Source organism: Streptomyces sp. NPDC023481, assembly GCF_055560195.1.
In genome coordinates, this window is the sequence record NZ_JBVHJE010000007.1 from 42725 (window position 1) to 65324 (window position 22600).

17 protein-coding genes are annotated in these 22600 nt (G+C 69.7%); 10 read left to right on the forward strand and 7 right to left on the reverse strand.

Features of this window, described 5'->3' with window-relative positions:
- Window positions 1-7: 7 nt before the first annotated feature.
- A complete protein-coding gene (locus tag ACZ3ZD_RS16150) occupies window positions 8-1345 on the forward strand; it encodes an MATE family efflux transporter (RefSeq protein ID WP_467397309.1) in 1338 nt (445 codons plus the stop codon).
- Between the two features lie 119 nt (window positions 1346-1464).
- On the opposite strand, the gene rplI is transcribed toward ACZ3ZD_RS16150, so the two are convergent.
- The 4 genes from rplI to rpsF form a co-directional block, all read right to left on the reverse strand.
- Window positions 1465-1911, reverse strand: a complete 447-nt coding sequence (gene rplI / locus ACZ3ZD_RS16155; RefSeq protein ID WP_030938854.1) for a 50S ribosomal protein L9 — start codon at window positions 1909-1911, stop codon at window positions 1465-1467.
- A gap of 18 nt (window positions 1912-1929) precedes the next feature.
- Entirely contained in the window at window positions 1930-2166 is a 237-nt protein-coding gene (rpsR, locus tag ACZ3ZD_RS16160) for a 30S ribosomal protein S18 (protein ID WP_003949403.1), read from the reverse strand.
- 57 nt (window positions 2167-2223) lie between these two features.
- Window positions 2224-2808, reverse strand: coding sequence for a single-stranded DNA-binding protein (locus ACZ3ZD_RS16165; protein ID WP_467397311.1), 585 nt, complete (start codon window positions 2806-2808; stop codon window positions 2224-2226).
- A 78-nt stretch (window positions 2809-2886) separates the two neighbouring features.
- Window positions 2887-3177 (reverse strand): 30S ribosomal protein S6, encoded by a 291-nt coding sequence (gene rpsF, locus ACZ3ZD_RS16170; RefSeq protein ID WP_023548633.1) that lies wholly within the window; start codon window positions 3175-3177, stop codon window positions 2887-2889.
- Between the two features lie 274 nt (window positions 3178-3451).
- Here rpsF and ACZ3ZD_RS16175 point away from each other — a divergent pair, with 274 nt between their 5' ends.
- The 3 genes from ACZ3ZD_RS16175 (at window position 3452) to ACZ3ZD_RS16185 (ending at window position 6122) form a co-directional block, all read left to right on the forward strand.
- The gene (locus ACZ3ZD_RS16175) at window positions 3452-3766 is read left to right on the forward strand and encodes a hypothetical protein (RefSeq protein ID WP_467397315.1); all 315 of its coding nucleotides are present in this window, start codon (window positions 3452-3454) and stop codon (window positions 3764-3766) included.
- Between the two features lie 120 nt (window positions 3767-3886).
- Window positions 3887-5005, forward strand: coding sequence for a lipid II:glycine glycyltransferase FemX (locus ACZ3ZD_RS16180; protein WP_467397317.1), 1119 nt, complete (start codon window positions 3887-3889; stop codon window positions 5003-5005).
- Between the two features lie 85 nt (window positions 5006-5090).
- Entirely contained in the window at window positions 5091-6122 is a 1032-nt protein-coding gene (locus tag ACZ3ZD_RS16185; protein ID WP_467397320.1) for an alanine racemase, read from the forward strand.
- A gap of 115 nt (window positions 6123-6237) precedes the next feature.
- On the opposite strand, the gene ACZ3ZD_RS16190 is transcribed toward ACZ3ZD_RS16185, so the two are convergent.
- Both ACZ3ZD_RS16190 and ACZ3ZD_RS16195 read right to left on the reverse strand, forming a co-directional pair.
- Window positions 6238-7791, reverse strand: coding sequence for a glycosyltransferase family 87 protein (locus ACZ3ZD_RS16190; protein ID WP_467397322.1), 1554 nt, complete (start codon window positions 7789-7791; stop codon window positions 6238-6240).
- A 128-nt stretch (window positions 7792-7919) separates the two neighbouring features.
- Entirely contained in the window at window positions 7920-10601 is a 2682-nt protein-coding gene (locus tag ACZ3ZD_RS16195; protein ID WP_467397325.1) for a transglycosylase domain-containing protein, read from the reverse strand.
- A gap of 396 nt (window positions 10602-10997) precedes the next feature.
- Between ACZ3ZD_RS16195 and ACZ3ZD_RS16200 the strand changes: the two genes are divergently transcribed.
- The 3 genes from ACZ3ZD_RS16200 to ACZ3ZD_RS16210 all read left to right on the forward strand — a co-directional run bounded on the left by ACZ3ZD_RS16200 (window position 10998) and on the right by ACZ3ZD_RS16210 (window position 14191).
- Window positions 10998-11681: a PadR family transcriptional regulator gene (locus ACZ3ZD_RS16200; protein ID WP_467397328.1), complete on the forward strand. Its 684-nt coding sequence runs from the start codon at window positions 10998-11000 to the stop codon at window positions 11679-11681.
- 43 nt (window positions 11682-11724) lie between these two features.
- Window positions 11725-12807: an inositol-3-phosphate synthase gene (locus tag ACZ3ZD_RS16205; protein WP_467397330.1), complete on the forward strand. Its 1083-nt coding sequence runs from the start codon at window positions 11725-11727 to the stop codon at window positions 12805-12807.
- 103 nt (window positions 12808-12910) lie between these two features.
- On the forward strand, window positions 12911-14191 hold the full coding sequence (locus ACZ3ZD_RS16210) for an MFS transporter (protein WP_467397331.1): 1281 nt from the start codon (window positions 12911-12913) through the stop codon (window positions 14189-14191).
- A gap of 93 nt (window positions 14192-14284) precedes the next feature.
- Here ACZ3ZD_RS16210 and ACZ3ZD_RS16215 read toward each other — a convergent pair whose 3' ends face one another.
- The gene (locus tag ACZ3ZD_RS16215) at window positions 14285-15727 is read right to left on the reverse strand and encodes a CCA tRNA nucleotidyltransferase (RefSeq protein WP_467397334.1); all 1443 of its coding nucleotides are present in this window, start codon (window positions 15725-15727) and stop codon (window positions 14285-14287) included.
- 258 nt (window positions 15728-15985) lie between these two features.
- Between ACZ3ZD_RS16215 and ACZ3ZD_RS16220 the strand changes: the two genes are divergently transcribed.
- The 3 genes from ACZ3ZD_RS16220 (at window position 15986) to ACZ3ZD_RS16230 (ending at window position 22577) form a co-directional block, all read left to right on the forward strand.
- Window positions 15986-18358, forward strand: coding sequence for a DUF6049 family protein (locus tag ACZ3ZD_RS16220; protein ID WP_467397336.1), 2373 nt, complete (start codon window positions 15986-15988; stop codon window positions 18356-18358).
- A gap of 45 nt (window positions 18359-18403) precedes the next feature.
- Window positions 18404-20737, forward strand: a complete 2334-nt coding sequence (murJ, locus tag ACZ3ZD_RS16225; protein WP_467397339.1) for a murein biosynthesis integral membrane protein MurJ — start codon at window positions 18404-18406, stop codon at window positions 20735-20737.
- A 118-nt stretch (window positions 20738-20855) separates the two neighbouring features.
- A complete protein-coding gene (locus ACZ3ZD_RS16230; protein ID WP_467397341.1) occupies window positions 20856-22577 on the forward strand; it encodes a protein kinase family protein in 1722 nt (573 codons plus the stop codon).
- The last annotated feature ends 23 nt before the right edge of the window (window positions 22578-22600 follow it).

The window sequence follows — 22600 nt, forward strand, 5'->3', positions numbered from 1 at the left end:
GATGCTCATGACACAGGCTCCAGAGATCCCCAAGGCCACCCGGCGTCAGCACGACCGAGAAATCGTCGCGCTGGCCGTCCCGGCCTTCGGCGCTCTCGTCGCCGAGCCTCTCTTCGTCATGGCGGACAGTGCGATCGTCGGCCATCTCGGGACCGCCCAGCTCGCCGGTCTCGGCGTCGCCTCCGCGCTCCTGACGACCGCCGTGAGCATCTTCGTCTTCCTCGCCTACGCCACCACGGCCGCCGTGGCCCGCCGCGTCGGCGCCGGTGATCTCCCGGCGGCCATCCGCCAGGGAATGGACGGCATCTGGCTGGCCCTGCTGCTCGGCCTCGCCGTCATCGCCGTCGTCCTGCCCCTGGCCCCCGGCATCGTGGACCTCTTCGGCGCCTCCACCACCGCGGCCCCCTACGCCACCACCTATCTGCGCGTCTCGGCCCTGGGCATCCCCGCCATGCTCATCGTCCTGGCCGCGACCGGAGTGCTGCGCGGCCTGCAGGACACCAGGACCCCGCTCTACGTCGCCGTCGCCGGCTTCGTCGCCAACGCCGCGCTCAACGCGGGACTGGTCTACGGCGCCGGACTCGGCATCGCCGGTTCGGCCTGGGGCACGGTCATCGCCCAGTGCGGCATGGCCGCCGTCTATCTGACCGTCGTCGTCCGCGGAGCCCGGCGTTACGGCGCCTCCCTGCGGCCCGACGCCGCCGGCATCCGGGCCTCGGCCCAGGCCGGCGTCCCCCTCCTGATCCGCACGCTGTCCCTGCGGGCGATCCTCATGATCGCCACAGCGGTCGCGGCACGACTCGGTGACGCCGACATCGCCGCGCACCAGATCGTCCTGTCCCTGTGGAGCCTGCTGTCCTTCGCACTCGACGCGATCGCCATCGCGGGGCAGGCCATCATCGGCCGCTATCTCGGCGCGGACGACGCCCCAGGGGCCCGCCTGGCCTGCCGACGCATGATCCAGTGGGGCATCGCGGCCGGGGTCGTACTGGGCCTGCTCGTGGTGGTCGCCCGACCGGTCTTTCTGCCCCTGTTCACCAGCGACTCCGGGGTGAAGGGCGCGGCGCTGCCGGCCCTGCTGCTCGTGGCACTCTCGCAGCCGGTCTGCGGGATCGTCTTCGTCCTGGACGGCGTCCTGATGGGCGCGGGCGACGGTCCCTACCTGGCCGGGGCCATGGTCGTCACCCTGGCGGTGTTCGCTCCGGTGGCCCTGCTCGTCCCCGCATTCGGCGGTGGGCTCACCGCGCTCTGGGCAGCGATGACACTGATGATGACGATCCGCATGCTGACCCTGTGGCTGCGGGCCCGCTCGGGCCGCTGGATCGTGACGGGCGCGACCCGCTGACCGTTTCACGTGAAACATGCCGTCCCGGCCATGGGATCCCGGCCATGGGAAAGGGGCCGCACCCACGAAGGGTGCGGCCCCTTTCACCGGCTCAGACGAGCACGGCGATCACGCGGCGATCAGGCCGCGACGACCTCGATGTTGACCTTGGCGGCAACCTCGGGGTGCAGACGCACGGACGTCTCGTGGGCGCCCAGGGTCTTGATCGGAGCGCCCAGCTCGATGCGGCGCTTGTCGACCTCGGGGCCACCGGAAGCCTTGATCGCGGACGCGATGTCGGCCGGGGTGACGGAACCGAAGAGACGACCGGCGTCGCCGGAGCGGACGGCCAGACGGACCTTCACGCCCTCCAGCTGAGCCTTGACCTGGTTGGCCTGCTCGATGGTCTGGATCTCGTGGATCTTGCGAGCGCGACGGATCTGCTCGACGTCCTTCTCGCCACCCTTGGTCCAGCGGATAGCGAACTTCCGCGGGATCAGGTAGTTGCGAGCGTAACCGTCCTTGACGTCGACGACGTCGCCCGCGGCACCGAGGCCGGAGACCTCGTGGGTGAGGATGATCTTCATGAGTCGGTCACCCTTCCCTTAGCGAGCGGTGGACGTGTAGGGCAGCAGCGCCATCTCACGGCTGTTCTTCACGGCCGTGGCGACGTCACGCTGGTGCTGCGTGCAGTTGCCGGTCACGCGGCGGGCACGGATCTTGCCGCGGTCGGAAATGAACTTCCGCAGCATGTTCGTGTCCTTGTAGTCCACGTACGTGACCTTGTCCTTGCAGAAAGCGCAGACCTTCTTCTTCGGCTTGCGCACAGGCGGCTTCGCCATGGTGTATCTCCTGTGTGATCAAGAAGTTGGGGTACGACCCACCCTTGGTCCGAGGACCTAGAAGGGGGGCTCGTCCGAGTAGCCGCCACCGCTGCCGCCGGAGCCACCGCCCCAGCCGCCGCCACCCTGGTTGCCACCGGCGGGAGCGCCGGTCGCCCACGGGTCGTCGGCCGGAGCGCCGCCGCCCTGCTGGCCGCCACCGGAGCCTCCGCCCCAGCCGCCGCCCTGCTGGCCGCCGCCACCGCCGCCGTAACCGCCCTGGCCACCGCGAGCGCCACCGGCGGTCTTGGTGACCTTGGCCGTGGCGTTGCGCAGGCTGGGGCCGACTTCCTCGACGTCCAGCTCGTAGACCGTGCGCTTGACGCCCTCGCGGTCCTCGTAGGACCGCTGCTTCAGCCGGCCCTGCACGATGACGCGCATGCCTCGCTGGAGCGACTCGGCGACGTTCTCCGCCGCCTGGCGCCAGACCGAGCAGGTCAGGAACAGGCTCTCGCCGTCCTTCCACTCGTTCGTCTGGCGGTCGAAGGTGCGGGGGGTGGACGCGACACGGAACTTCGCGACCGCCGCACCGGACGGGGTGAAGCGCAGCTCGGGGTCGTCGACAAGATTGCCGATGACCGTGATGACGGTCTCGCCTGCCATGGGGGAACCTCTCGGCGGGTTTGCTGCTGGCTGCTTGGTGCTGCTACTCGAATCCCGAGATCAGCTGAGCGCGAAGGCTCAGTGCATCTCGGGGCGGAGGACCTTGGTCCGGAGGACCGACTCGTTCAGGTTCATCTGGCGGTCGAGCTCCTTGACGACCGCAGGCTCGGCCTGCAGGTCGATGACCGAGTAGATGCCCTCGGGCTTCTTCTTGATCTCGTACGCGAGACGACGACGGCCCCAGGTGTCGACCTTCTCCACCTTGCCGTTGCCCTCGCGGACGACGGAGAGGAAGTTCTCGATCAGGGGGGCGACAGCGCGCTCCTCCAGATCGGGGTCGAGGATGACCATCACCTCGTAGTGACGCATGTGGAACCCACCTCCTTTGGACTCAGCGGCCACGGTCGTTCCGTGGCAGGAGGGTTGTGATGCGTACGCAACGGTATCCGCCGCCACTGACAATCGGGGTTCCCTCAGGGAAGCCGGGCAGTGTGACCTGGTCCAGGTCGGGGCAGACACCAGTGCAGACGGTACAGACTACCCGCACACCCGCTTCCGGTTGAAATCCGGCCCCCGAGGCCCACAATCGGTACACATCGGGTGTGTGCGGCGCTACGATGCGCCGCTTCCGCAGGAGGTGCCCATGGCACAGGTATTGCAGCCCAACACCGCCGGATCCCTCTTCGCCACGGACGGCAAGCGCCATCCGCTGCAGGACGCCCTGATGGCGGTGACCTTCGCCCTGGGCCTGCTGTCCTTCATCACGTCCTTCTTCCACAGCCTCCACCTGCTGACCTCGTGGACGGGTCTGGTGGCGCTGGCCGCCGGCGTCTACGGCCAGTGGGTCTCGGTGACCACGCGGCAGCGGTTCTTCCTGATCCTCGGACTCGGTGCCGCGGGGGTCGGTTTCCTGATCGGCATGGCCCACGGCGGCCTCTTCGGTGGGCTCATCAGCTGACGTCGCCGGGGCTCAAGGCCCCTACGCCCAGTCAGGGCGCTCGCAAGGCGCAGTAGGCTTCGGCGCGAGAGCCGGAGCCCCTGTACCCATGGGGACACACCAGCCCGAGGAGCGCCCCGAATGAGCCTGACCCTGAGGACCATCAGTCGCGAGCAGCATCTGGCCTTCATCCAGAGCCTGCCGTCGGCGAGCCACATGCAGGTCCCGGCCTGGGCAGACGTGAAGGCGGAGTGGCGCTCGGAGAACCTCGGCTGGTTCGACCGGAGCGGCCAGCTGGTCGGCGCCGGCCTGGTCCTCTACCGCCAGCTGCCCAAGATCAAGCGCTACCTGGCCTACCTGCCCGAGGGCCCGGTCATCAACTGGTACGCGCCGAACCTGGACGACTGGATCCAGCCGATGCTGGCGCACCTGAAGCAGCAGGGTGCCTTCTCGGTGAAGATGGGCCCGCCGGTGATCATCCGCCGCTGGAACGCCGAGACCATCAAGCGGGGCATCCAGGACCCGGACGTCAAGCGGCTGCGCGACCTGGAGGCCGACTTCATCGAGCCGCGCGCCTTCGAGGTGGCCGACAAGCTGCGCCGCATGGGCTGGCAGCAGGGCGAGGACGGCGGCGCCGGCTTCGGCGACGTACAGCCCCGCTACGTCTACCAGGTGCCGCTGGCGAACCGCTCCCTGGAAGAGGTCCACAAGAACTTCAACCAGCTGTGGCGCCGCAACATCAAGAAGGCCGAGAAGGCCGGTGTCGAGGTCGTCCAGGGCGGCTACCAGGACCTGGCCGAGTGGCAGCGGCTGTACGAGATCACGGCTGTCCGTGACCACTTCCGGCCCCGCCCCCTGTCGTACTTCCAGCGCATGTGGACGGCCCTCAACACCGAGGACCCCAACCGCATGCGGCTGTACTTCGCCCGCCACAACGGCGTGAACCTGTCCGCGGCGACGATGCTGATCGTCGGCGGCCACGTCTGGTACTCCTACGGCGCCTCCGACAACATCGGCCGCGAGGTCCGCCCGTCGAACGCGATGCAGTGGCGCATGCTGCGCGATGCCTACGCGCTCGGCGCCACCGTCTACGACCTGCGCGGCATCTCCGACTCGCTGGACGAGACCGACCACCTCTTCGGCCTGATCCAGTTCAAGGTCGGTACCGGCGGCCAGGCCGCCGAGTACCTCGGCGAGTGGGACTTCCCGCTGAACAAGCTGCTCCACAAGGCGCTCGACATCTACATGTCGCGCCGCTGAGCCACACGGGCGTTTGATTCCACAGCCCTCACACCTCACACACCTCTGATCCACCGCAGCCACGAGAAAGGTTCCGGGTCCGGCCATGGCGCTCACGCTCTACGTCGACACCGCGCGCTGGCGTGCGCACCACAAGCACGTGCAGGAGCAGTTCCCGGGACTCGTCCCGGTCTGCAAGGGCAACGGTTACGGCTTCGGGCACGAACGGCTGTCCGAGGAGGCCACTCGGCTCGGTTCCGACCTGCTCGCCGTCGGCACCACCTACGAGGCCGCGCGCGTCAAGGACTGGTTCGGCGGTGACCTGCTGGTGCTGACCCCGTACCGGCGCGGCGAGGAGCCCGTGCCGCTGCCCGACCGGGTCGTCCGCTCGGTCTCGTCGATCGACGGCGTGTACGGCCTCGTCGGCGCCCGGGTCGTCATCGAGGTGATGTCCTCGATGAAACGACACGGCATCAGCGAGCAGGACCTGCCCCAGCTGCACCAGGCCATAGAGAACATCCGGCTGGAGGGCTTCGCCATCCACCTGCCGCTGGACCGCACCGACGGCTCGGACGCCGTCGAGGAGGTCATCGGCTGGATGGACCGGCTGCGTGCGGCACGGCTGCCGCTGCACACGATGTTCGTCAGCCACCTCAAGGCGGACGAACTGGCCCGGCTCCAGCAGCAGTTCCCGCAGACCAGGTTCCGCGCGCGCATCGGCACGCGGCTGTGGCTGGGGGACCACGACGCCACCGAGTACCGCGGTGCCGTCCTCGACGTCACGCGCGTGGCGAAGGGCGACCGGTTCGGCTACCGGCAGCAGAGGGCGGCCTCGGACGGCTTCCTGGTGGTCGTGGCGGGCGGTACGTCGCACGGGGTGGGTCTGGAGGCCCCGAAGGCCCTGCACGGCGTCATGCCGCGCGCCAAGGGCGTCGCACGCGCCGGCCTCGCCACGGTCAACCGGAACCTGTCGCCGTTCGTCTGGGGCGGCAAGCAGCGCTGGTTCGCCGAGCCGCCGCACATGCAGGTGTCGATTCTGTTCGTGCCCTCGGACGCTCCCGAGCCCAAGGTCGGCGACGAGCTGGTGGCCCATCTGCGACACACCACGACCCAGTTCGACCGCCTCGTGGACCGCTGAGACCGTCCAGGACAGCGCGAAGGCCGTATCCGGATCCCCCGGGTACGGCCTTCGCGCGTGTACAGACGGCGTCGCTCGTCGGCGGCGTTTCGAGTTGGCGTCGTCGTGCGTTCGCTCAGAGCGAACGACCCTGGTGGGCGGCCTCGCCGGGGCGGCCCCAGTCCACCTGGGACCCCTCGAAGGACGCGGCGTGGCGCGGCGGGTGGGCCGCCGCCCCGAGCACGAACGCGTCCTCCGCGCCGTCCAGCACGCCGCCCGAGGGGTCGTCGTCACCGGACCGGCGCACCACGTCCCGCTCCGGCATCAGGATGTCCCGTACGACGACGGCGCACAGGTACAGCGTGCCCACCAGGTGCACCACGATCGCCCACTGGTAGCCCTGCGTCGGCAGGCCCTTGTGGGCGTCCCCGCTGGTCGTGTAGGCGAGGTACATCCAGATGCCCAGGAAGTACGCCACCTCGCACGCCTGCCAGATCAGGAAGTCCCGCCACTTGGGCCGGGCGAGGACCGCCAGCGGCACCAGCCACAGGACGTACTGCGGGGAGTAGACCTTGTTGGTGAGGACGAAGGCGGCCACCATCAGGAAGGCCAGCTGGGCGAAGCGCGGCCGGCGCGGTGCGGTGAACGTCAGCGCGACGATGCCGAGGAAGCACAGCACCACCAGCACGATGGCCGCGTTGTTGACGAAGGTCGTTGTGGGCGGGTTGCCGGAGTTCTGCGCCCAGATCAGCCAGAAGGAGCCGAAGTCGACACCCCGCTCCTGGCTGAAGGTGTAGAACTTCGCCCAGCCCTCGCGGATGTGGAAGCCCGTCGCGTCGTGCGCGAGCATCACGGGCAGGTTCACCACGAGCCAGGCGACCACCGCGCCGGCCACGGCCCTGGAGAACTCGCGCCACTTGCCGGCCCGCCAGCACAGGACCAGCAGGGGCCCGAGCAGCACGACCGGATACAGCTTGGCGGCCGTGGCGAGCCCCAGGAGGACACCGAAGGCGATGGCCCGGCCGCGCGCCCACATCAGCATCGCGGCGGCCGTCAGCGCCACCGCCAGCAGGTCCCAGTTGATGGTCGCGGTCAACGCGAAGGCGGGCGCCAGGGCGACCAGCAGACCGTCCCAGGGGCGCCGGCGGTGGGTGCGGGCCACACAGACGGCGATGACGGCGGCGCACACCATCAGCATCCCGGCGTTGACGAACCAGTACCACTGCTCCTGGTGCTGGATGCTGCCGCTGTGCGGCGTCAGCCACGAGGCCACCTCCATGAACACACCGGTCAGCACCGGGTACTCGAGGTAGTCCATGTCGCCGGGGAGCTTGTCGAAGTACGGCACGAGATGGTCGGCGAACCCACGGCCCTGGTAGAGGTGCGGGATGTCCGAGTAGCAGGCGTGCGTGTACTGGCTGCTCGCGCCGAAGAACCAGGCGCTGTGGTAGCAGGGCGCCTTCTGGACCAGGCCGAGGGCGAACATGCCGATCGCCACGAGCGCCACGACCCGTACGGGGGTCCACCAGGAGGTCCCGAGCAGCGCGCGCCGCCCCAGGGGACCACCGATCAGCTCACTCCCGGCAGCCGCGACCCCGTCCTCCCTGGTCGGCTGCACCGGCTCTGCCACGGCGGCCCGTGCGGGCTCGGGCTCGGGCATGCTGGCGGGCGTCATCTCTGCACTGGGCATGGGGCACATCCTGCCGTACCCGCCTGGGAAAACGCCGGGGGCCGCCGCACCTGGTGGGTGCGGCGGCCCCTGTTTCACGTGAAACACCCCTGGCGGCCGATATGGTCGCCAACCGGTCGGATCCCGGGCTAACCCGTCTGGCCTCCGAAGATGCCTCCGTTGCCGTTTCCTCGGGTGGTGCCGGTACCGGTCGTGTCGGTGGCCGTGGGCGACGGTGTCGTCTCACCGCCTCCGTCGGCGCCACCGGTGTCGACGCCTCCGTTGCCGTTGCCGTTCCCGTTGCAGTTCGGGTCCCAGGCGCCGAACTGGCAGGACTCGCTCGCCGACGGAGACGGCGTGGTGGAGGTCTGGCTCGGCGACGGGCTCGGCGTGGAACTCGGCTTCTGGCTCGGCGTGATGGTGACGCTGGGGGTCGGGGAGGGGGCTCCCGGTTCGTCCTGGATCTTGCCGATCTCGGTGGCGTCCGGGAAGCCCGAGTCGTTCGCGCCCTTGAGCGCGGACTTCATGTACTCGGTCCACACAAGCGTCGGGATGTCGCCACCGTGGATGGAGTCCACACCCGCCGTGCCGTTCATGGACAGCAGCTTGTGGTCCTTGGGGTTCTCACGGAACATCGCCACGGAGGTCGACAGCTGCTGGGTGTAGCCGACGAACCAGGCCGACTTGTTCTCGTCGGTGGTACCGGTCTTGCCCGCCGCCGTACGGCCGAGGGACTTGGCCTTCTCACCCGTACCGTTCTGGATGACGTTCTCCAGCACATCCGTGACGTTGTTGGCGATGTTCGCGTCCATCGCCTGCACGGGGTCGGGCTTCGGCTTGACGAAGCTGGGCGCGTCGACGCCGTCCGCCTTGACGGCGGTCACGGAATACGGGTCCGCCCGCTTGCCGGAGGCGGCGAACGTCGCATAGGCGTCGGCCATCCGGATCGCGCTGGGCGTCGACGTACCGATGGCGAACGACGGGTTGAGGTTCTGCGACATGCTCTGGTCGAGGATGCCGGCCGACTTGGCCACATCCCTGACGTGCGTCATCCCCACATCCACACCGAGCTGCACGAACGGCGTGTTGATGGACTGCTCCATCGCCTTGCGCAGGCTGATGTAGCCCCACGCGTGATCGCTCTCGTTGTTCTGGTAGAAGGGCGTGTTGTCCTTGTTGAGGTAGTACGACCCATCTGGCTTGTAGACCTTGAGATGGTCGTTGCCGTTGTACTTGCTCAGCGGGGAGACACCCTGGCCATCGGACTTGTAGGTGCCGTACTGCATGGCGGCGGCAAGCACGAACGGCTTCCATGTCGAGCCCACGGGGACACCGGAGGTGTCCGCGTTGTTGGTGAAGTGCCCGTTCTCGTAGCCGTCACCGCCGTACAGCGCGACGATCGCCCCGTCCGCGGGCTTCACCGAGGCCGCACCGAACTGGACATACTTGTCCAGATCCCGGTGCTTCGGGTCGAGGCGCTCCTTCTGGACGTTCTTGACGGCCTTGGCCAGCGCGTTGACCTTGTTCTTGTCGAAGGTCGTGTAGATCTGGTAGCCGCCCTGGTCGAACTGGGCCTCGGTGATGTCGGAGTGGGCGAGGACGTACTTCTTCGCCGTGTCGGCCAGGTAGCTGATCTGCCCGGTCATTCCCTTGGTGGCCTTGCGGCCCTCGGGCATCGGGTACTTCTTGATCGCCTCCTGGTACTGGGCGTCGGTGAGGTGCTTGTCCTTGTGCATCTCGCCGAGGATCCAGGCCCAGCGTTCCTGGGAGCGTTTCAGGTTGGCCTGCGGGTTCGCCGACTTGTCCAGGTCCTGGTTGCCGGCGGGGTCGTAGTAGGTCGGGCCCTTGAGCAGCGCCGCGAGGACGGCGCACTCGCTCGGCTTGAGGTCGACCGCGTTCTTGCCGTAGTAGGTCTGCGCCGCCGCCTGGATGCCGTAGGCACCCCGTCCGAAGTACGAGGTGTTCAGGTAGCCCTTCAGGATGTCGTTCTTGTTGAGCTTCGCGCCCACCTTGATGGAGATGAACATCTCCTTGAACTTCCGGGTGAGCGTCTGGTCCTGGCTCAGGTACGTGTTCTTCACGTACTGCTGGGTGATCGTCGAACCACCCTGCGTCTGACCGCCCCGTGCCATGTTGACGACGGCACGCGCGATGCCCATGGGGTCGACACCGGAGTCCTGGTAGAAGGACTTGTTCTCGGCGGAGATCACCGCAAACCGCATCGCCTCGGGAATCTGCTCGATGCTGACGTTCTGCCGGTTGACGCCGGTGCCGGTGGCCACCATCTGGGTGCCGTCTTCCCAGTAGTAGACGTTGTTCTGGGACCTGGCGGCCTTGTTCTCGTCGGGCACCTGCACCATCGCGTAGCCGACGCCGACCATCACCACGATGCAGCCGACGAAGCCGATGAACAGCCCGCTGACCAGCTTCCAGGACGGTACCCAGCGTCGCCAGCCGTGCTTGCCGACCCTGGGGTAGTCGACGAACCGCTTCTTGCCGGGTGCCGTGGTCGCGCGGCCCCGCCCCCGCCCGGGGCCGCTCGGCCCGGCCGGGTCGCCGCGCCGGCCGCCGGGGGCCGTGTTGTCGGCTCTGCGCCGGCTGCCTTTCTGCGCGGCACGGCGGGCCTCGGCACGGCCGCCGTAGGGACGGTCCTCGCCTCCCGGACCCGTGGCCTCCGACCCATAGGAAGGGGCCCCATAGGAGTCGGCAGGAGATCCGGTGGCGCCTCGCGGTGCCGCACGGCGGCCGGAGGACGGGCCGGACTGGCCGCGTCGGGCCGCGGCACGTCCGCCTCCCTGCGGCTGCGGCGGTTTGCGACGGTGCTCGCTCATCGAACGATTACTCCTCGGGCAGGCGCACCCGTGCGCGCCTGGAACGGCGGCTGGTTTCCGGTCCCCCCGAAGTACGGATGTGATCGGTCCTGCATTCACCCGTACTGCACCAGGGACGACGACGCTCCCCGGGCATCACGCGGTTCCCGGTGGTGTGCATGCCGCACAGACTACGCACCGCCGAAACCCGCCGAGCCACGAAGTTCACCCCAAAACAGGCAAGTTGCCTCCTGCGAATCGGTGATGTGATCCCGTTCACCACCGCCCCCCTTGTCGCCTGCGATGGGCCGTTCTATCGTGCTGATGTATCGAGTCGATACATCAGCACGAGATAAAGACGCTGACAGGCACTGCGAGACCTGCGGGACCGACCTGCGGGACCGGGAGGAGGCGACGATGAGCCGGCGCTCCGGCATCCTCGAGTTCGCCGTGCTCGGCCTGCTCCGGGAGTCCCCGATGCACGGCTACGAGCTGCGCAAACGCCTTAACACGTCACTCGGTGTGTTCCGCGCGTTCAGCTACGGCACGCTCTACCCCTGCCTCAAGACGCTGCTCGCCAACGGCTGGCTGATCGAGGAACCCGGGAACACCCACGACGACGCCCTCGCCGCTCCCCTCGCCGGACGCCGCGCCAAGATCGTTTACCGGCTGACCGCGGAAGGCAAGGAGCACTTCGAGGAGCTGCTCTCGCAGACCGGCCCCGACGCGTACGAGGACGAACACTTCGCCGCACGTTTCGCCTTCTTCGGGCAGACCTCGCGCGATGTGCGCATGCGCGTCCTGGAGGGCCGGCGCAGCCGTCTGGAGGAGCGCCTGGAGAAGATGCGCGCCTCCCTGGCGCGCACCCGGGAGCGCCTCGACGACTACACACTTGAGCTCCAGCGCCACGGGATGGAGTCCGTGGAGCGCGAAGTGCGCTGGCTGAACGAGCTCATCGAGAGCGAGCGGGCCGGTCGGGACCTCAAGGGTTCCGTATCCGGGGGGCCCGCTCAGCAGGACACCACCACTGGATCGACGGGCGGCCTGCCCCGTCCCGGGGACACCCCCGGGACGGATACGCCCGACGACACCGCCACGTGAGACCCAGTCAGGGCCTCACTCGTACACACAGGGAGCAACCGGAATGGGTTCGGTTCGCGTAGCCATCGTCGGCGTGGGCAACTGCGCCGCGTCGCTGGTGCAGGGAGTCGAGTACTACAAGGACGCCGACCCGGCGTCCAAGGTCCCCGGCCTGATGCACGTGCAGTTCGGTGACTACCACGTGCGCGACGTCGAGTTCGTCGCCGCGTTCGACGTCGACGCCAAGAAGGTCGGTCTCGACCTCGCCGACGCCATCGGCGCCTCCGAGAACAACACCATCAAGATCTGCGACGTGCCCAGCACCGGTGTCACCGTGCAGCGCGGCCACACGCTCGACGGCCTCGGCAAGTACTACCGCCAGACCATCGAGGAGTCGGACGCCGAGCCGGTCGACGTCGTCCAGGTCCTGAAGGACAAGCAGGTCGACGTCCTGGTCTGCTACCTGCCGGTCGGCTCCGAGGACGCGGCGAAGTTCTACGCCCAGTGCGCTCTCGACGCCAAGGTCGCCTTCGTCAACGCCCTCCCGGTCTTCATCGCCGGCACCAAGGAGTGGGCGGACAAGTTCACCGAGGCCGGTGTCCCGATCGTCGGTGACGACATCAAGTCCCAGGTCGGCGCCACCATCACGCACCGCGTCATGGCGAAGCTGTTCGAGGACCGCGGTGTCATCCTGGACCGCACGATGCAGCTGAACGTCGGCGGCAACATGGACTTCAAGAACATGCTCGAGCGCGAGCGCCTGGAGTCCAAGAAGATCTCCAAGACGCAGGCCGTCACCTCCCAGATCCCCGACCGGGACCTCGGCGAGAAGAACGTCCACATCGGCCCGTCCGACTACGTAGCCTGGCTGGACGACCGCAAGTGGGCCTACGTCCGCCTCGAGGGCCGCGCCTTCGGTGACGTCCCGCTGAACCTGGAGTACAAGCTGGAGGTCTGGGACTCCCCGAACTCCGCGGGTGTCATCATCGACGCCCTGCGCGCCGCGAAGATCGCCAAGGACCGCGGCATCGGCGGCCCGATCCTGTCGGCGTCCTCGTACTTCATGAAGTCCCCGCCGGTCCAGTACTTCGACGACGAGGCCCGCGAGAACGTCGAGAAGTTCATCCGCGGTGAGGTCGAGCGCTAGGACGTCCGGCGCCCCCGCTCGCACGAGAACGCTCCTGCCAGGGCTGTGAAGGTCCCCGGGTCCCGCGACCCGGGGACCTTCCGCATGTGTGAGGGTGTGGTCCATGCCCGTCGTCCGTGACCTGCGCGTCCTGCTGCGCCTGAGGAATTTCCGGCGCCTGCTGTCCGTCCGCCTGCTGTCCCAGGGGGCCGACGGCGTCTACCAGGTCGCACTCGCCGCGTACGTCGTCTTCTCCCCGGAGAAGCAGACCTCGGCAACGGCGATCGCCTCGGCGATGGCGGTCCTGCTGCTCCCTTACTCCCTGGTCGGCCCCTTCGCCGGGGTCCTGCTGGACCGGTGGCGCCGCCGGCAGGTCTTCGTCTACGGCAACCTGCTGCGCGCCCTGCTGGCCGCGGCCACCGCCGTCCTGATGATCGGCGACGCCCCCGACTGGCTCTTCTACGCCTCGGCGCTGTGCGTCACCGCCGTCAACCGCTTCGTCCTCGCCGGGCTGTCCGCCGCCCTGCCCCGGGTCGTCGACGCCGAGCGCTTGGTGCTGGCCAACTCGCTCTCCCCGACCGCCGGCACCCTCGCCGCGACCGCCGGCGGCGGCCTGGCCTTCGGGGTACGGATCGTGGCCTCCGGCTCCGACGCGGCCGTGGTCCTGGCGGGTGCCTTCCTGTACGGGTGCGCGAGCCTCGCGTCCCTGAGACTGGCGCCCGGTCTCCTCGGCCCCGACCGGCACGCGGCGCGCCCGCGTCTGGCCACGGTGCTCGCCGAGACGGCACGCGAGCTGCTCGCCGCCGTCCGGCACCTGGCGGCGCCGCAGCGCAGGCAGGCGGCCTCGGCCCTGACCGCGATGACGCTGATGCGCTTCTGCTACGGCGCACTCCTCGTCCTGCTGCTCATGCTCTGCCGCTACGCCCTCGCCGACACCCCCGAGGAAGGGCTGCGGCTGCTGGGAGTGGCACTGGCGCTGTCCGGCGCGGGATTCTTCGCGGCGGCGGTGGTGACGCCCTGGGCGGCGGGACGGCTCGGCCCCGTCGGCTGGATCGCGGTGTGTTCCGGGACGGCCACGGTGCTGGAACCGGCCCTGGGTCTTCCGTTCGCCACCGGGCCGCTGATGGTCGCGGCGTTCGTTCTGGGGCTGATCACCCAGGGAGCCAAGATCGCCACGGACACGATCGTCCAGGCCTGCGTCGAGGACGGCTTCCGCGGCAGGATCTTCTCCGTGTACGACGTGCTCTTCAATGTCGCTTTCGTCGGCGCGGCCGGAGTGGCGGCCCTGATGCTCCCGCCGGACGGTCGCTCGGCGGTGCTGGTGGTGCTCGTCGCCGTCATCTACGGCGTGACCGCCGCCGGACTGGCCCGCTTCCGGCGCCTGCGGGACGTCCAGCGCCAGTGAGACAGCGCGAGGGGCGATGTTTCACGTGAAACATCGCCCCTCGGTGTCCTCGTTCAGGCGGGTGTTTCACGTGAAACATCGCCCGGCCCTCACTCAGTCCTGCGCGGCCCACCACTCCTTGAGAGCCGTCACCGCGCCGTCATGCCCCATCGGACCGTTTTCCAGGCGCAGCTCCAGCATGTGCTTGTACGCCTTGCCGACGGCCGGACCGGGACCGATGCCGAGGATCTCCATGATCTGGTTGCCGTCCAGGTCGGGGCGGATGGCGTCCAGCTCCTCCTGCTCCTGGAGCTGGGCGATGCGCTCCTCCAGGCCGTCATAGGCCCGGGACAGCGCCGCCGCCTTGCGCTTGTTGCGCGTGGTGCAGTCGGAGCGGGTCAGCTTGTGCAGGCGGTCCAGCAGCGGGCCCGCGTCACGGACGTACCGGCGGACCGCCGAGTCCGTCCACTCCCCGGTGCCGTAACCATGGAAGCGCAGGTGGAGTTCGACCAGCCGGGAGACGTCCCTCACCAGCTCGTTGGAGTACTTCAGCGCGGTCATGCGCTTCTTGGTCATCTTGGCGCCGACCACCTCGTGGTGGTGGAAGGAGACCCGTCCGTCCTTCTCGAACCGGCGGGTGCGCGGCTTGCCGATGTCGTGCAGCAGCGCGGCCAGGCGGAGCGTGAGGTCCGGGCCCTCCTGCTCCAGCTCGATCGCCTGCTCCAGGACGATCAGCGTGTGCTCGTAGACGTCCTTGTGCCGGTGGTGCTCGTCGCTCTCCAGGCGCAGCGCCGGCAGCTCGGGCAGCACATGCCCGGCGAGCCCGGTGTCGACGAGCAGGGTCAGACCCTTGCGCGGGTGCCCGGACAGGACAAGCTTGTTCAGCTCGTCCCGGATCCGCTCCGCCGAGACGATCTCCAGGCGCCCGGACATCTCCGTCATGGCGGTGACGACCTCGGGGGCGACCGTGAAGTCCAGCTGGGCGGCGAACCGGGCGGCCCGCATCATGCGCAGGGGATCGTCCGAGAACGACTCCTCGGGCGTGCCCGGCGTGCGCAGCACTCGTGCCGCGAGGTCCTCCAGGCCGCCGTGCGGATCGATGAACTCCTTCTCCGGCAGTGCCACGGCCATGGCGTTGACCGTGAAGTCACGGCGGACCAGGTCCTCCTCGATGGAGTCGCCGTAGGACACCTCCGGCTTGCGGGAGGTGCGGTCGTACGCCTCCGACCGGTAGGTGGTGATCTCGATCTGGTAGCCACCCTTGTGCGCGCCGACCGTGCCGAAGGCGATGCCCACCTCCCAGACGGAGTCCGCCCATGGTCGGACGATCTTCAGTACGTCCTCGGGGCGGGCGTCGGTGGTGAAGTCCAGGTCGTTGCCGAGCCGGCCGAGCAGCGCGTCGCGGACCGATCCGCCGACGAGGGCGAGCGAGAAGCCGGCCTGCTGGAATCGGCGGGCGAGATCGTCGGCGACGGGGGCCACCCGCAGCAGTTCGGCGACCGCGCGCTGCTGCGCCTGGCTCAGGGCGGAGGGAGTGTCTTCGTTGGGGTTCGGCACAACAGAAGAGGGTACGTGCCCCGCGCGACCAGGGGCGCCCCCATAACGGCGGTGCGGACAGCTCCCGGCATACCCGCTGCAAGCACTGCTCTCGCGGCGTACGGGCGCTCTTCCCTCGATACTGGATATAGAGGACGGGTCGCGACCGTCCTTCGATCTTGTGGCGGAGACCGCGGCACTTCCGTTCAGCGCACATCGTTACCATGCGTGGACGCACATTCCGACGACCACTGACGACGACGAGGGACGGGCGAGCGCGTGGCCGAGGCGGCTGACTTCCAGAGGACCAGTGCCTCACCTGCCCGCCGGTGGCTGCGGCGCGCCGGAGCACTGCTCTGCGGGGCGCCGCTGCTGGCCGGTCTGCTCCAGCTGCCCGCGGCCGGGCCCGCGGAGGCCGCCTCCTCCGACGGGGTGTCCGTCTCCCTGGACTCGCTCAGTCCCAGCGCCCCCACGGACGGCGACACGCTGACCGTGTCCGGCACGGTGACCAACCGGGGCAGGCAGGCCGTCACCGACGCCCATGTGGGGCTGCGAGTGGGCCCCCCGCTGACCACCCGCTCGGCCATCGACTCCGTCGCCCGGCACGCCGACGACACGCAGGGCAGCACCGGCACCGACGTCGGTGACAAGTACGAGGAGAACTTCGCCAAGCTGGCCCCGGGCGTCGCCGAGCACTTCACCATCTCCGTCCCCGTGGACAAGCTCGACCTCGGCGGGGACGGGGTCTACGAGTTCGGGGTCGCCCTCTCCGGCCGGACCTCCGCCCAGCCCTGGGACCAGGTGCTCGGCATCCAGCGGACGTTCCTGCCGTGGCAGTCGTCGGACGCCGACACCAAGACGAAGACGACGTTCCTGTGGCCGCTGATCTCCAGGGTCCACATGACCGCCAAGACGGGCGCGGGCGACGCGCAGACACCGGAGTTCCTCGACGACGACCTGGCCAAGGAGCTGTCCCCCGGCGGCCGGCTGGCGCGGATGGTGGAGCTGGGCAAGGACCTGGACATCACCTGGGTGATCGACCCGGACCTGCTGGCCTCGGTCGACGCCATGGCCGCCGGCAACTACCGGCTCCAGGGCCCGGACGGCACCAGCACGCCCGGCCCGCGGGAGCACCAGGCGGTCGCCAAGCAGTGGCTGGCGGGGCTGCAGAAGGCGGTGGCAGGCAAGGAGGTCGTCGCGCTGCCGTTCGGCGACCCGGACCTCGCCTCCCTGGCGCACAGCGGCACCAGCGTCACCGGCTCACTCAGCCACCTCAAGGACGCCACCGACGTCGCCGCGACCACCATCAAAACGGTGCTCCACGTCACGCCGAGCACCGACTTCGCCTGGCCGGTGGACGGCGCCGTGGACCCGTCGATCATGAAGGTCGCGACCTCCGCCGGTGCCGACCGGGTGATCGCCCGCAGCGACAGCCTCCAGGAGACCGCCAGGCTGTCGTACACGCCGTCGTCCGCCAGGCCGGTCGGCGGCGGCACCACGGCGGTGGTCGCCGACGCCCGGCTGTCCACGGCATTCGAGGACGACCTGACGAAGGCGGGCTCGGCCACCCTCGCCGTCCAGCGGTTCCTGGCCCAGAGCCTGGAGCTGAACGCGCAGACGGACAAGCAGCGCAGCATCGTCGTCGCCCCGCAGCGCACGCCCACGGCGAGCCAGGCGCAGGCGATGGCGGCGGCGCTGAAGGCGCTCCAGGGCGGCACCTGGTCCCAGTCCCAGAACCTCACCGCCGCTGCCAAGGACAAGCCCGACCCGGGCGCCACCACCCGCATCCCGTCGAGGTCCGCCTACCCCTCCTCCCTGCGCCGGCAGGAGCTGCCGAGGACGGCCTTCGAGCAGATCGCCCGCACCCAGGACAAGCTCGACCGGTTCCGGGTGGTCCTCTCCAAGCAGTCCCGGGTCGTCACGCCGTTCGGGCGGGCCATAAACCGCGAGATGTCCACGTCCTGGCGTGGCCGGAGCGATGAGTCGGACAGCTACCGCGACGGCGTGGAGGCCTGGGTCGACGACCTGGCCGACCAGGTCAAGCTGATCGACAAGTCGGAGACCAAGCTCTCGGGTCGCAGCGCCACCATCCCGGTGACCGTCCAGAACAACCTCGTCCAGCCCGTCGGCCACCTGGTACTGCGCCTCACCTCGACCATGCCGACCCGGCTGAAGATCGGCGGCAAGCCGTACGACGAGCAGCGTGTGGAGATCTCCGGCGGTCACAGCCAGTCGGTGAAGTTCACCACCTCGGCCAACGCCAACGGCCGGGTGACGGTCCTCGCCCAGCTGTTCACCGAGGACGGCCAGCCCTACGGTGACGCCGTCAGCTTCGATGTGAAGGTCACCGAGGTCACGCCCACGGTGATGCTGGTCATCGGCGGCGGTGTCCTGCTCCTGGTGCTCGCCGGTTTCCGGATGTACACCCAGCGCAAGCGTGCCGCCGCCCGCCAGGCCGGCGAGGACGGTCCCGGCACGGCGGGGGAGGGCGCGGACGAGCCCGGGAACCCCGGAGCGCCCGGAGACCGTCTCCCGGAGGAGTCCGGCTCCGCCTCCGGGGCGGAGGACCCGGAGCAGCCGAGTGACCCTGCGCCGGACACCGCACCGGAAAGCGCCGACCCGTCCGGGACGGGTGAGAGAGTGGACCGTTGAGCGATGTCGTGGCCGGTGGGCCCGGGACGATGAGGTGGGGTAAGCATGAACGCGCCGTACGACGGTGACCGCGGTCAGGGCGCGGCCGGCTCGGGCTACCCCGAGCCGCCGCCCGAGCCCGGCCAGGTGCCGCCGCAGCACGCGGCGGACATGTACCTCCAGGACGCCTACGAGCAGGACCCCTACCGGGCGCACGACCTGGCCGCCCAGGACCCGGTCGCCGAGGCGCTGTACGACCGCGCCGCGCACCCGCCGCCGCCCCCGGGCCCGTACGACCAGCAGCAGCCGCTGTACGCCCCGCCCGCCCAGTCGCCCTACGCCCCCGACCCGAACGTGTGGGCGCAGACCCCGGCACCGGAGCCGGCGGGCCCCACCCAGTACCTGCCCCACGGCGAGGATCCGCGCACGACCCAGTTCGTCGGCGTGGACGACCTGGTCACGCACTCCGGCGAGGAGTACCACGAGCCGGACGCCTTCGCGCATCTCTTCAAGGACCAGCAGCAGGGCGGCGGCCACACGCCCATGGATTCCCCGGCCGTCTCGGCACCGTCCGCCGGACCGGGCGCCGGGCTCGGCCCCGGCCAGTACCCGCGGCCGCACGGCCAGGGCACGCAGCAGGCCCACCCGTACGCGGACGCCGGATATCCGCCGCAGTCCCCGGTGCCCGCCCCCGCCGGCGCTCCGGAGACCGCAGGCCCGCCCGTGATCGTCGAACCGGAGCCCGCCACGGCCGCTCCCGCCAAGAAGGGCGGGCGGGCCACCGGGCTGCTGAAGTCCAGCGCGGTCATGGCGGCGGGCACGATGGTCTCCCGCCTCACCGGCTTCGTCCGCTCCGCGCTGATCGCCGCCGCACTGGGCCTCGGCTTCCTCGCCGACTCCTTTCAGGTGGCCTACCAGCTGCCGACCATGATCTACATCCTCACCGTCGGCGGCGGTCTGAACTCCGTGTTCGTGCCGCAGCTGGTGCGCTCCATGAAGGAGGACGAGGACGGCGGCGAGGCCTTCGCCAACCGGCTGCTGACCCTCGTCATGGTGGCCCTGGCCGCGCTGACCGGACTCGCGATGCTCGGCGCGCCCCTGCTGGTGCGGGCGCTGGCCAACCCCGTGGCCAACAACCCGGCCGCGAACGAGGTGGCGGTCACCTTCACCCGCTACTTCCTGCCCTCGATCTTCTTCATGGGCGTCCACGTGGTGATGGGGCAGATCCTCAACGCCCGCGGCAAGTTCGGTGCGATGATGTGGACCCCGGTCCTGAACAACATCGTCATCATCGTGACGCTCGGCATGTTCATCTGGGTCTACGGCAGCGCCTCGCACTCGCACCTGACGGTCGACAGCATCCCGCCGGAGGGCCAGCGCCTGCTCGGCGTCGGTGTCCTGCTCGGCCTGGTCGTCCAGGCCCTGGCGATGATCCCCTATCTGCGCGAGACCGGCTTCCGGATCAGGCTGCGCTTCGACTGGCGGGGCCACGGTCTGGGCAAGGCCGCAATGCTCGCCAAGTGGACGGTGCTCTTCGTCCTCGCCAACCAGGCGGGCGCGCTGGTGGTGACCCAGCTGTCCATCGCCGCGGGCAAGGACTCCGGCGTCGCGGGCACCAGCTTCGCCGCCTACGCCAACGCCCAGCTGATCTGGGGTCTGCCGCAGGCCATCATCACCGTGTCCCTGATGGCCGCCCTGCTGCCGCGGATCTCCCGCTCGGCCGCGGAGGGGGACTCGGGTGCCGTCCGCGACGACATCTCCCAGGGCCTGCGCACCACCGCGGTCGCCATCGTGCCCATCGCCTTCGGGTTCATCTCGCTCGGTATCCCGATGTGCACCCTGGTCTTCGGCTCCGCCGGCACCGGCTCGGCCACCAACATGGGCTACATGCTGATGGCCTTCGCCCTCGGCCTGATCCCCTACTCCGTGCAGTACGTCGTCCTGCGCGCCTTCTACGCCTACGAGGACACCCGGACCCCCTTCTACAACACGGTCATCGTGGCCGCGGTCAACGCGGGCGCCGCGGCGCTGTGCTACTTCCTGCTGCCGGCGCGCTGGGCGGTCGTCGGCATGGCCGCCGCCTACGGTCTCGCCTACGCCATCGGTGTGGGTGTCGCCTGGCGCCGGCTGCGTAAGCGGCTCGGCGGGGACCTGGACGGCTCCCGGGTGCTGCGGACGTACGCGCGGCTGGGCATCGCCTCCGTTCCGGCGGCCCTGCTCAGCGGCGCGGCCTGCTACGGCATCGGCCACACCCTCGGCCAGGGCGTCGTCGGCTCGTTCGCCGCGCTGCTCGTCGGCAGTGTGGTCCTGTTCGGCGTCTTCTTCGTCGCCGCGCGCCGGATGCGCATCGAGGAACTCAACGCGCTCGTCGGCATGGTGCGCGGGCGCCTGGGTCGTTGAGGCGGGGGTAGCCGCACAACCATCGTCCGCCGCCGCGTGTCGTGCATAGCGGCGGACTGTGGGCACAATTGGTTTCGGCGTCGGACAGCGTGCAACGGATGGGGAGGCAGGGACGACGGTGGCGGAACGGAGCACGGCTGCCGTCGACGTGGCAGACAACAGCGGCGAGCAGCCGCTGACCGCGAAGGCGGACCAGTCCACGGCCGACGGGGTGGCCAAGAACCCGGAGCGGGACACGGACAGCGACGAGGCGCAGGGGAGCGGCGGTACCGAAGGTCCCGGACGGAAGACGTCACCTCCCGAGCTGCACAGCGGTCACAAGCTCGCCAGGCGCTACCGGCTGGAGGAGTGCGTCACCCGTCTGGACGGATTCAGCAGTTGGCGTGCGGTCGACGAGAAACTCCGTCGTGCCGTCGGCATCCATGTACTGCCCGCGGACCACGCCCGGGCCCGTTCCGTCCTCGCCGCCGCCCGTTCGTCCGCCCTGCTCGGTGATCCACGCTTCGTCCAGGTCCTCGACGCCGTCGAGGAGAACGACCTCGTCTATGTCGTCCACGAGTGGCTGCCCGACGCCACCGAGCTGTCCGCACTCCTCGCCGCCGGCCCGCTGGAGCCGCACGACGCCTACCAGATGGCCAGTCAGGTCGCCTCCGCCATGGCGGCCGCGCACCGGGAGGGCCTCGCCCATCTGCGGCTGAACCCGAACGCCGTCCTGCGCGCCTCCACCGGCCAGTGGCGCATCCGGGGCCTGGCGGTGAACGCGGCGCTGCGGGGCATCAGCTCCGACACCCCGCAGCGCGCCGACACCGAGGCGATCGGCGCCCTGCTGTACGCGGCGCTGACCCAGCGCTGGCCCTACGAGAACGACGCCTACGGGCTGTCCGGCCTCCCCAAGGACATCGGTCTCATCGCCCCGGACCAGGTGCGGGCCGGTGTGCACCGCGGCCTGTCCGAGCTGGCCATGCGCGCCCTCGTCAACGACGGGGCCACGGCGTCCCGGCACGAGGCGCCGTGCACCACGCCGGAGGAGCTGGTGAAGGCGATCGGCGAGATGCCGCGCATCCGCCCGCCCGAGCCGGCGTTCGCGACCCCGCCGGATTACCAGCGCACGACCTACCAGCAGGGCACGTACGGCCGCCCGGCGCCGCACCCCGGTGCCACCCAGCCGATCACGGCTCCGCCGCCCCCGCTCCAGAGCCGCACCGGAAAGGCCCTGAAGTGGGCGGTGTCGGCCCTGCTCATCGCCGCCCTCGGCCTGGGCAGCTGGCAGCTGGCGGACACCCTGATGGGCCAGGGCGAGAAGTCGGACGACACCCACAAGACCGAGACGACGGACGGCGGCGACAAGAACGCCGTGAAGCCGAAGCCGACGCCGATAAAGATCCAGAACGGGCAGGAGTTCGTCGCCAAGGGCGACCCCCAGAACTCCGGTGCCGAATCCAAGACGTACGACGGCGACACCTCGACGTACTGGAAGACCAAGAGCTACACCGAGGGACCGACGTTCGCGCCGTACAAGCCGGGCGTCGGCATCGTGTACGACCTCGGCTCGGCGAAGCAGCTCAGCACCGCCACCCTGGACCTGCGTTACGGCGGTGACCACACGACGGTCGAGCTGTACGCCACGGACTCGCTGACGCCGGCGTCGCTGGACTCCATGACGAAGCTCGGCAGCGTCACGACCACGGGCACCACCGCCACGGTGAAGGTCACCAAGCCGGTCAAGACGCAATATGTACTGGTCTGGCTGACGGCCGTGCCGACCTCGGGGTACGACTCCACTCTGTACGCCAGCGCGGGCTACAAGCAGGCCATCGGTGAAGTGAAGTTCACGGGCTGACGTCTCACCCGGACCGGAGGGGG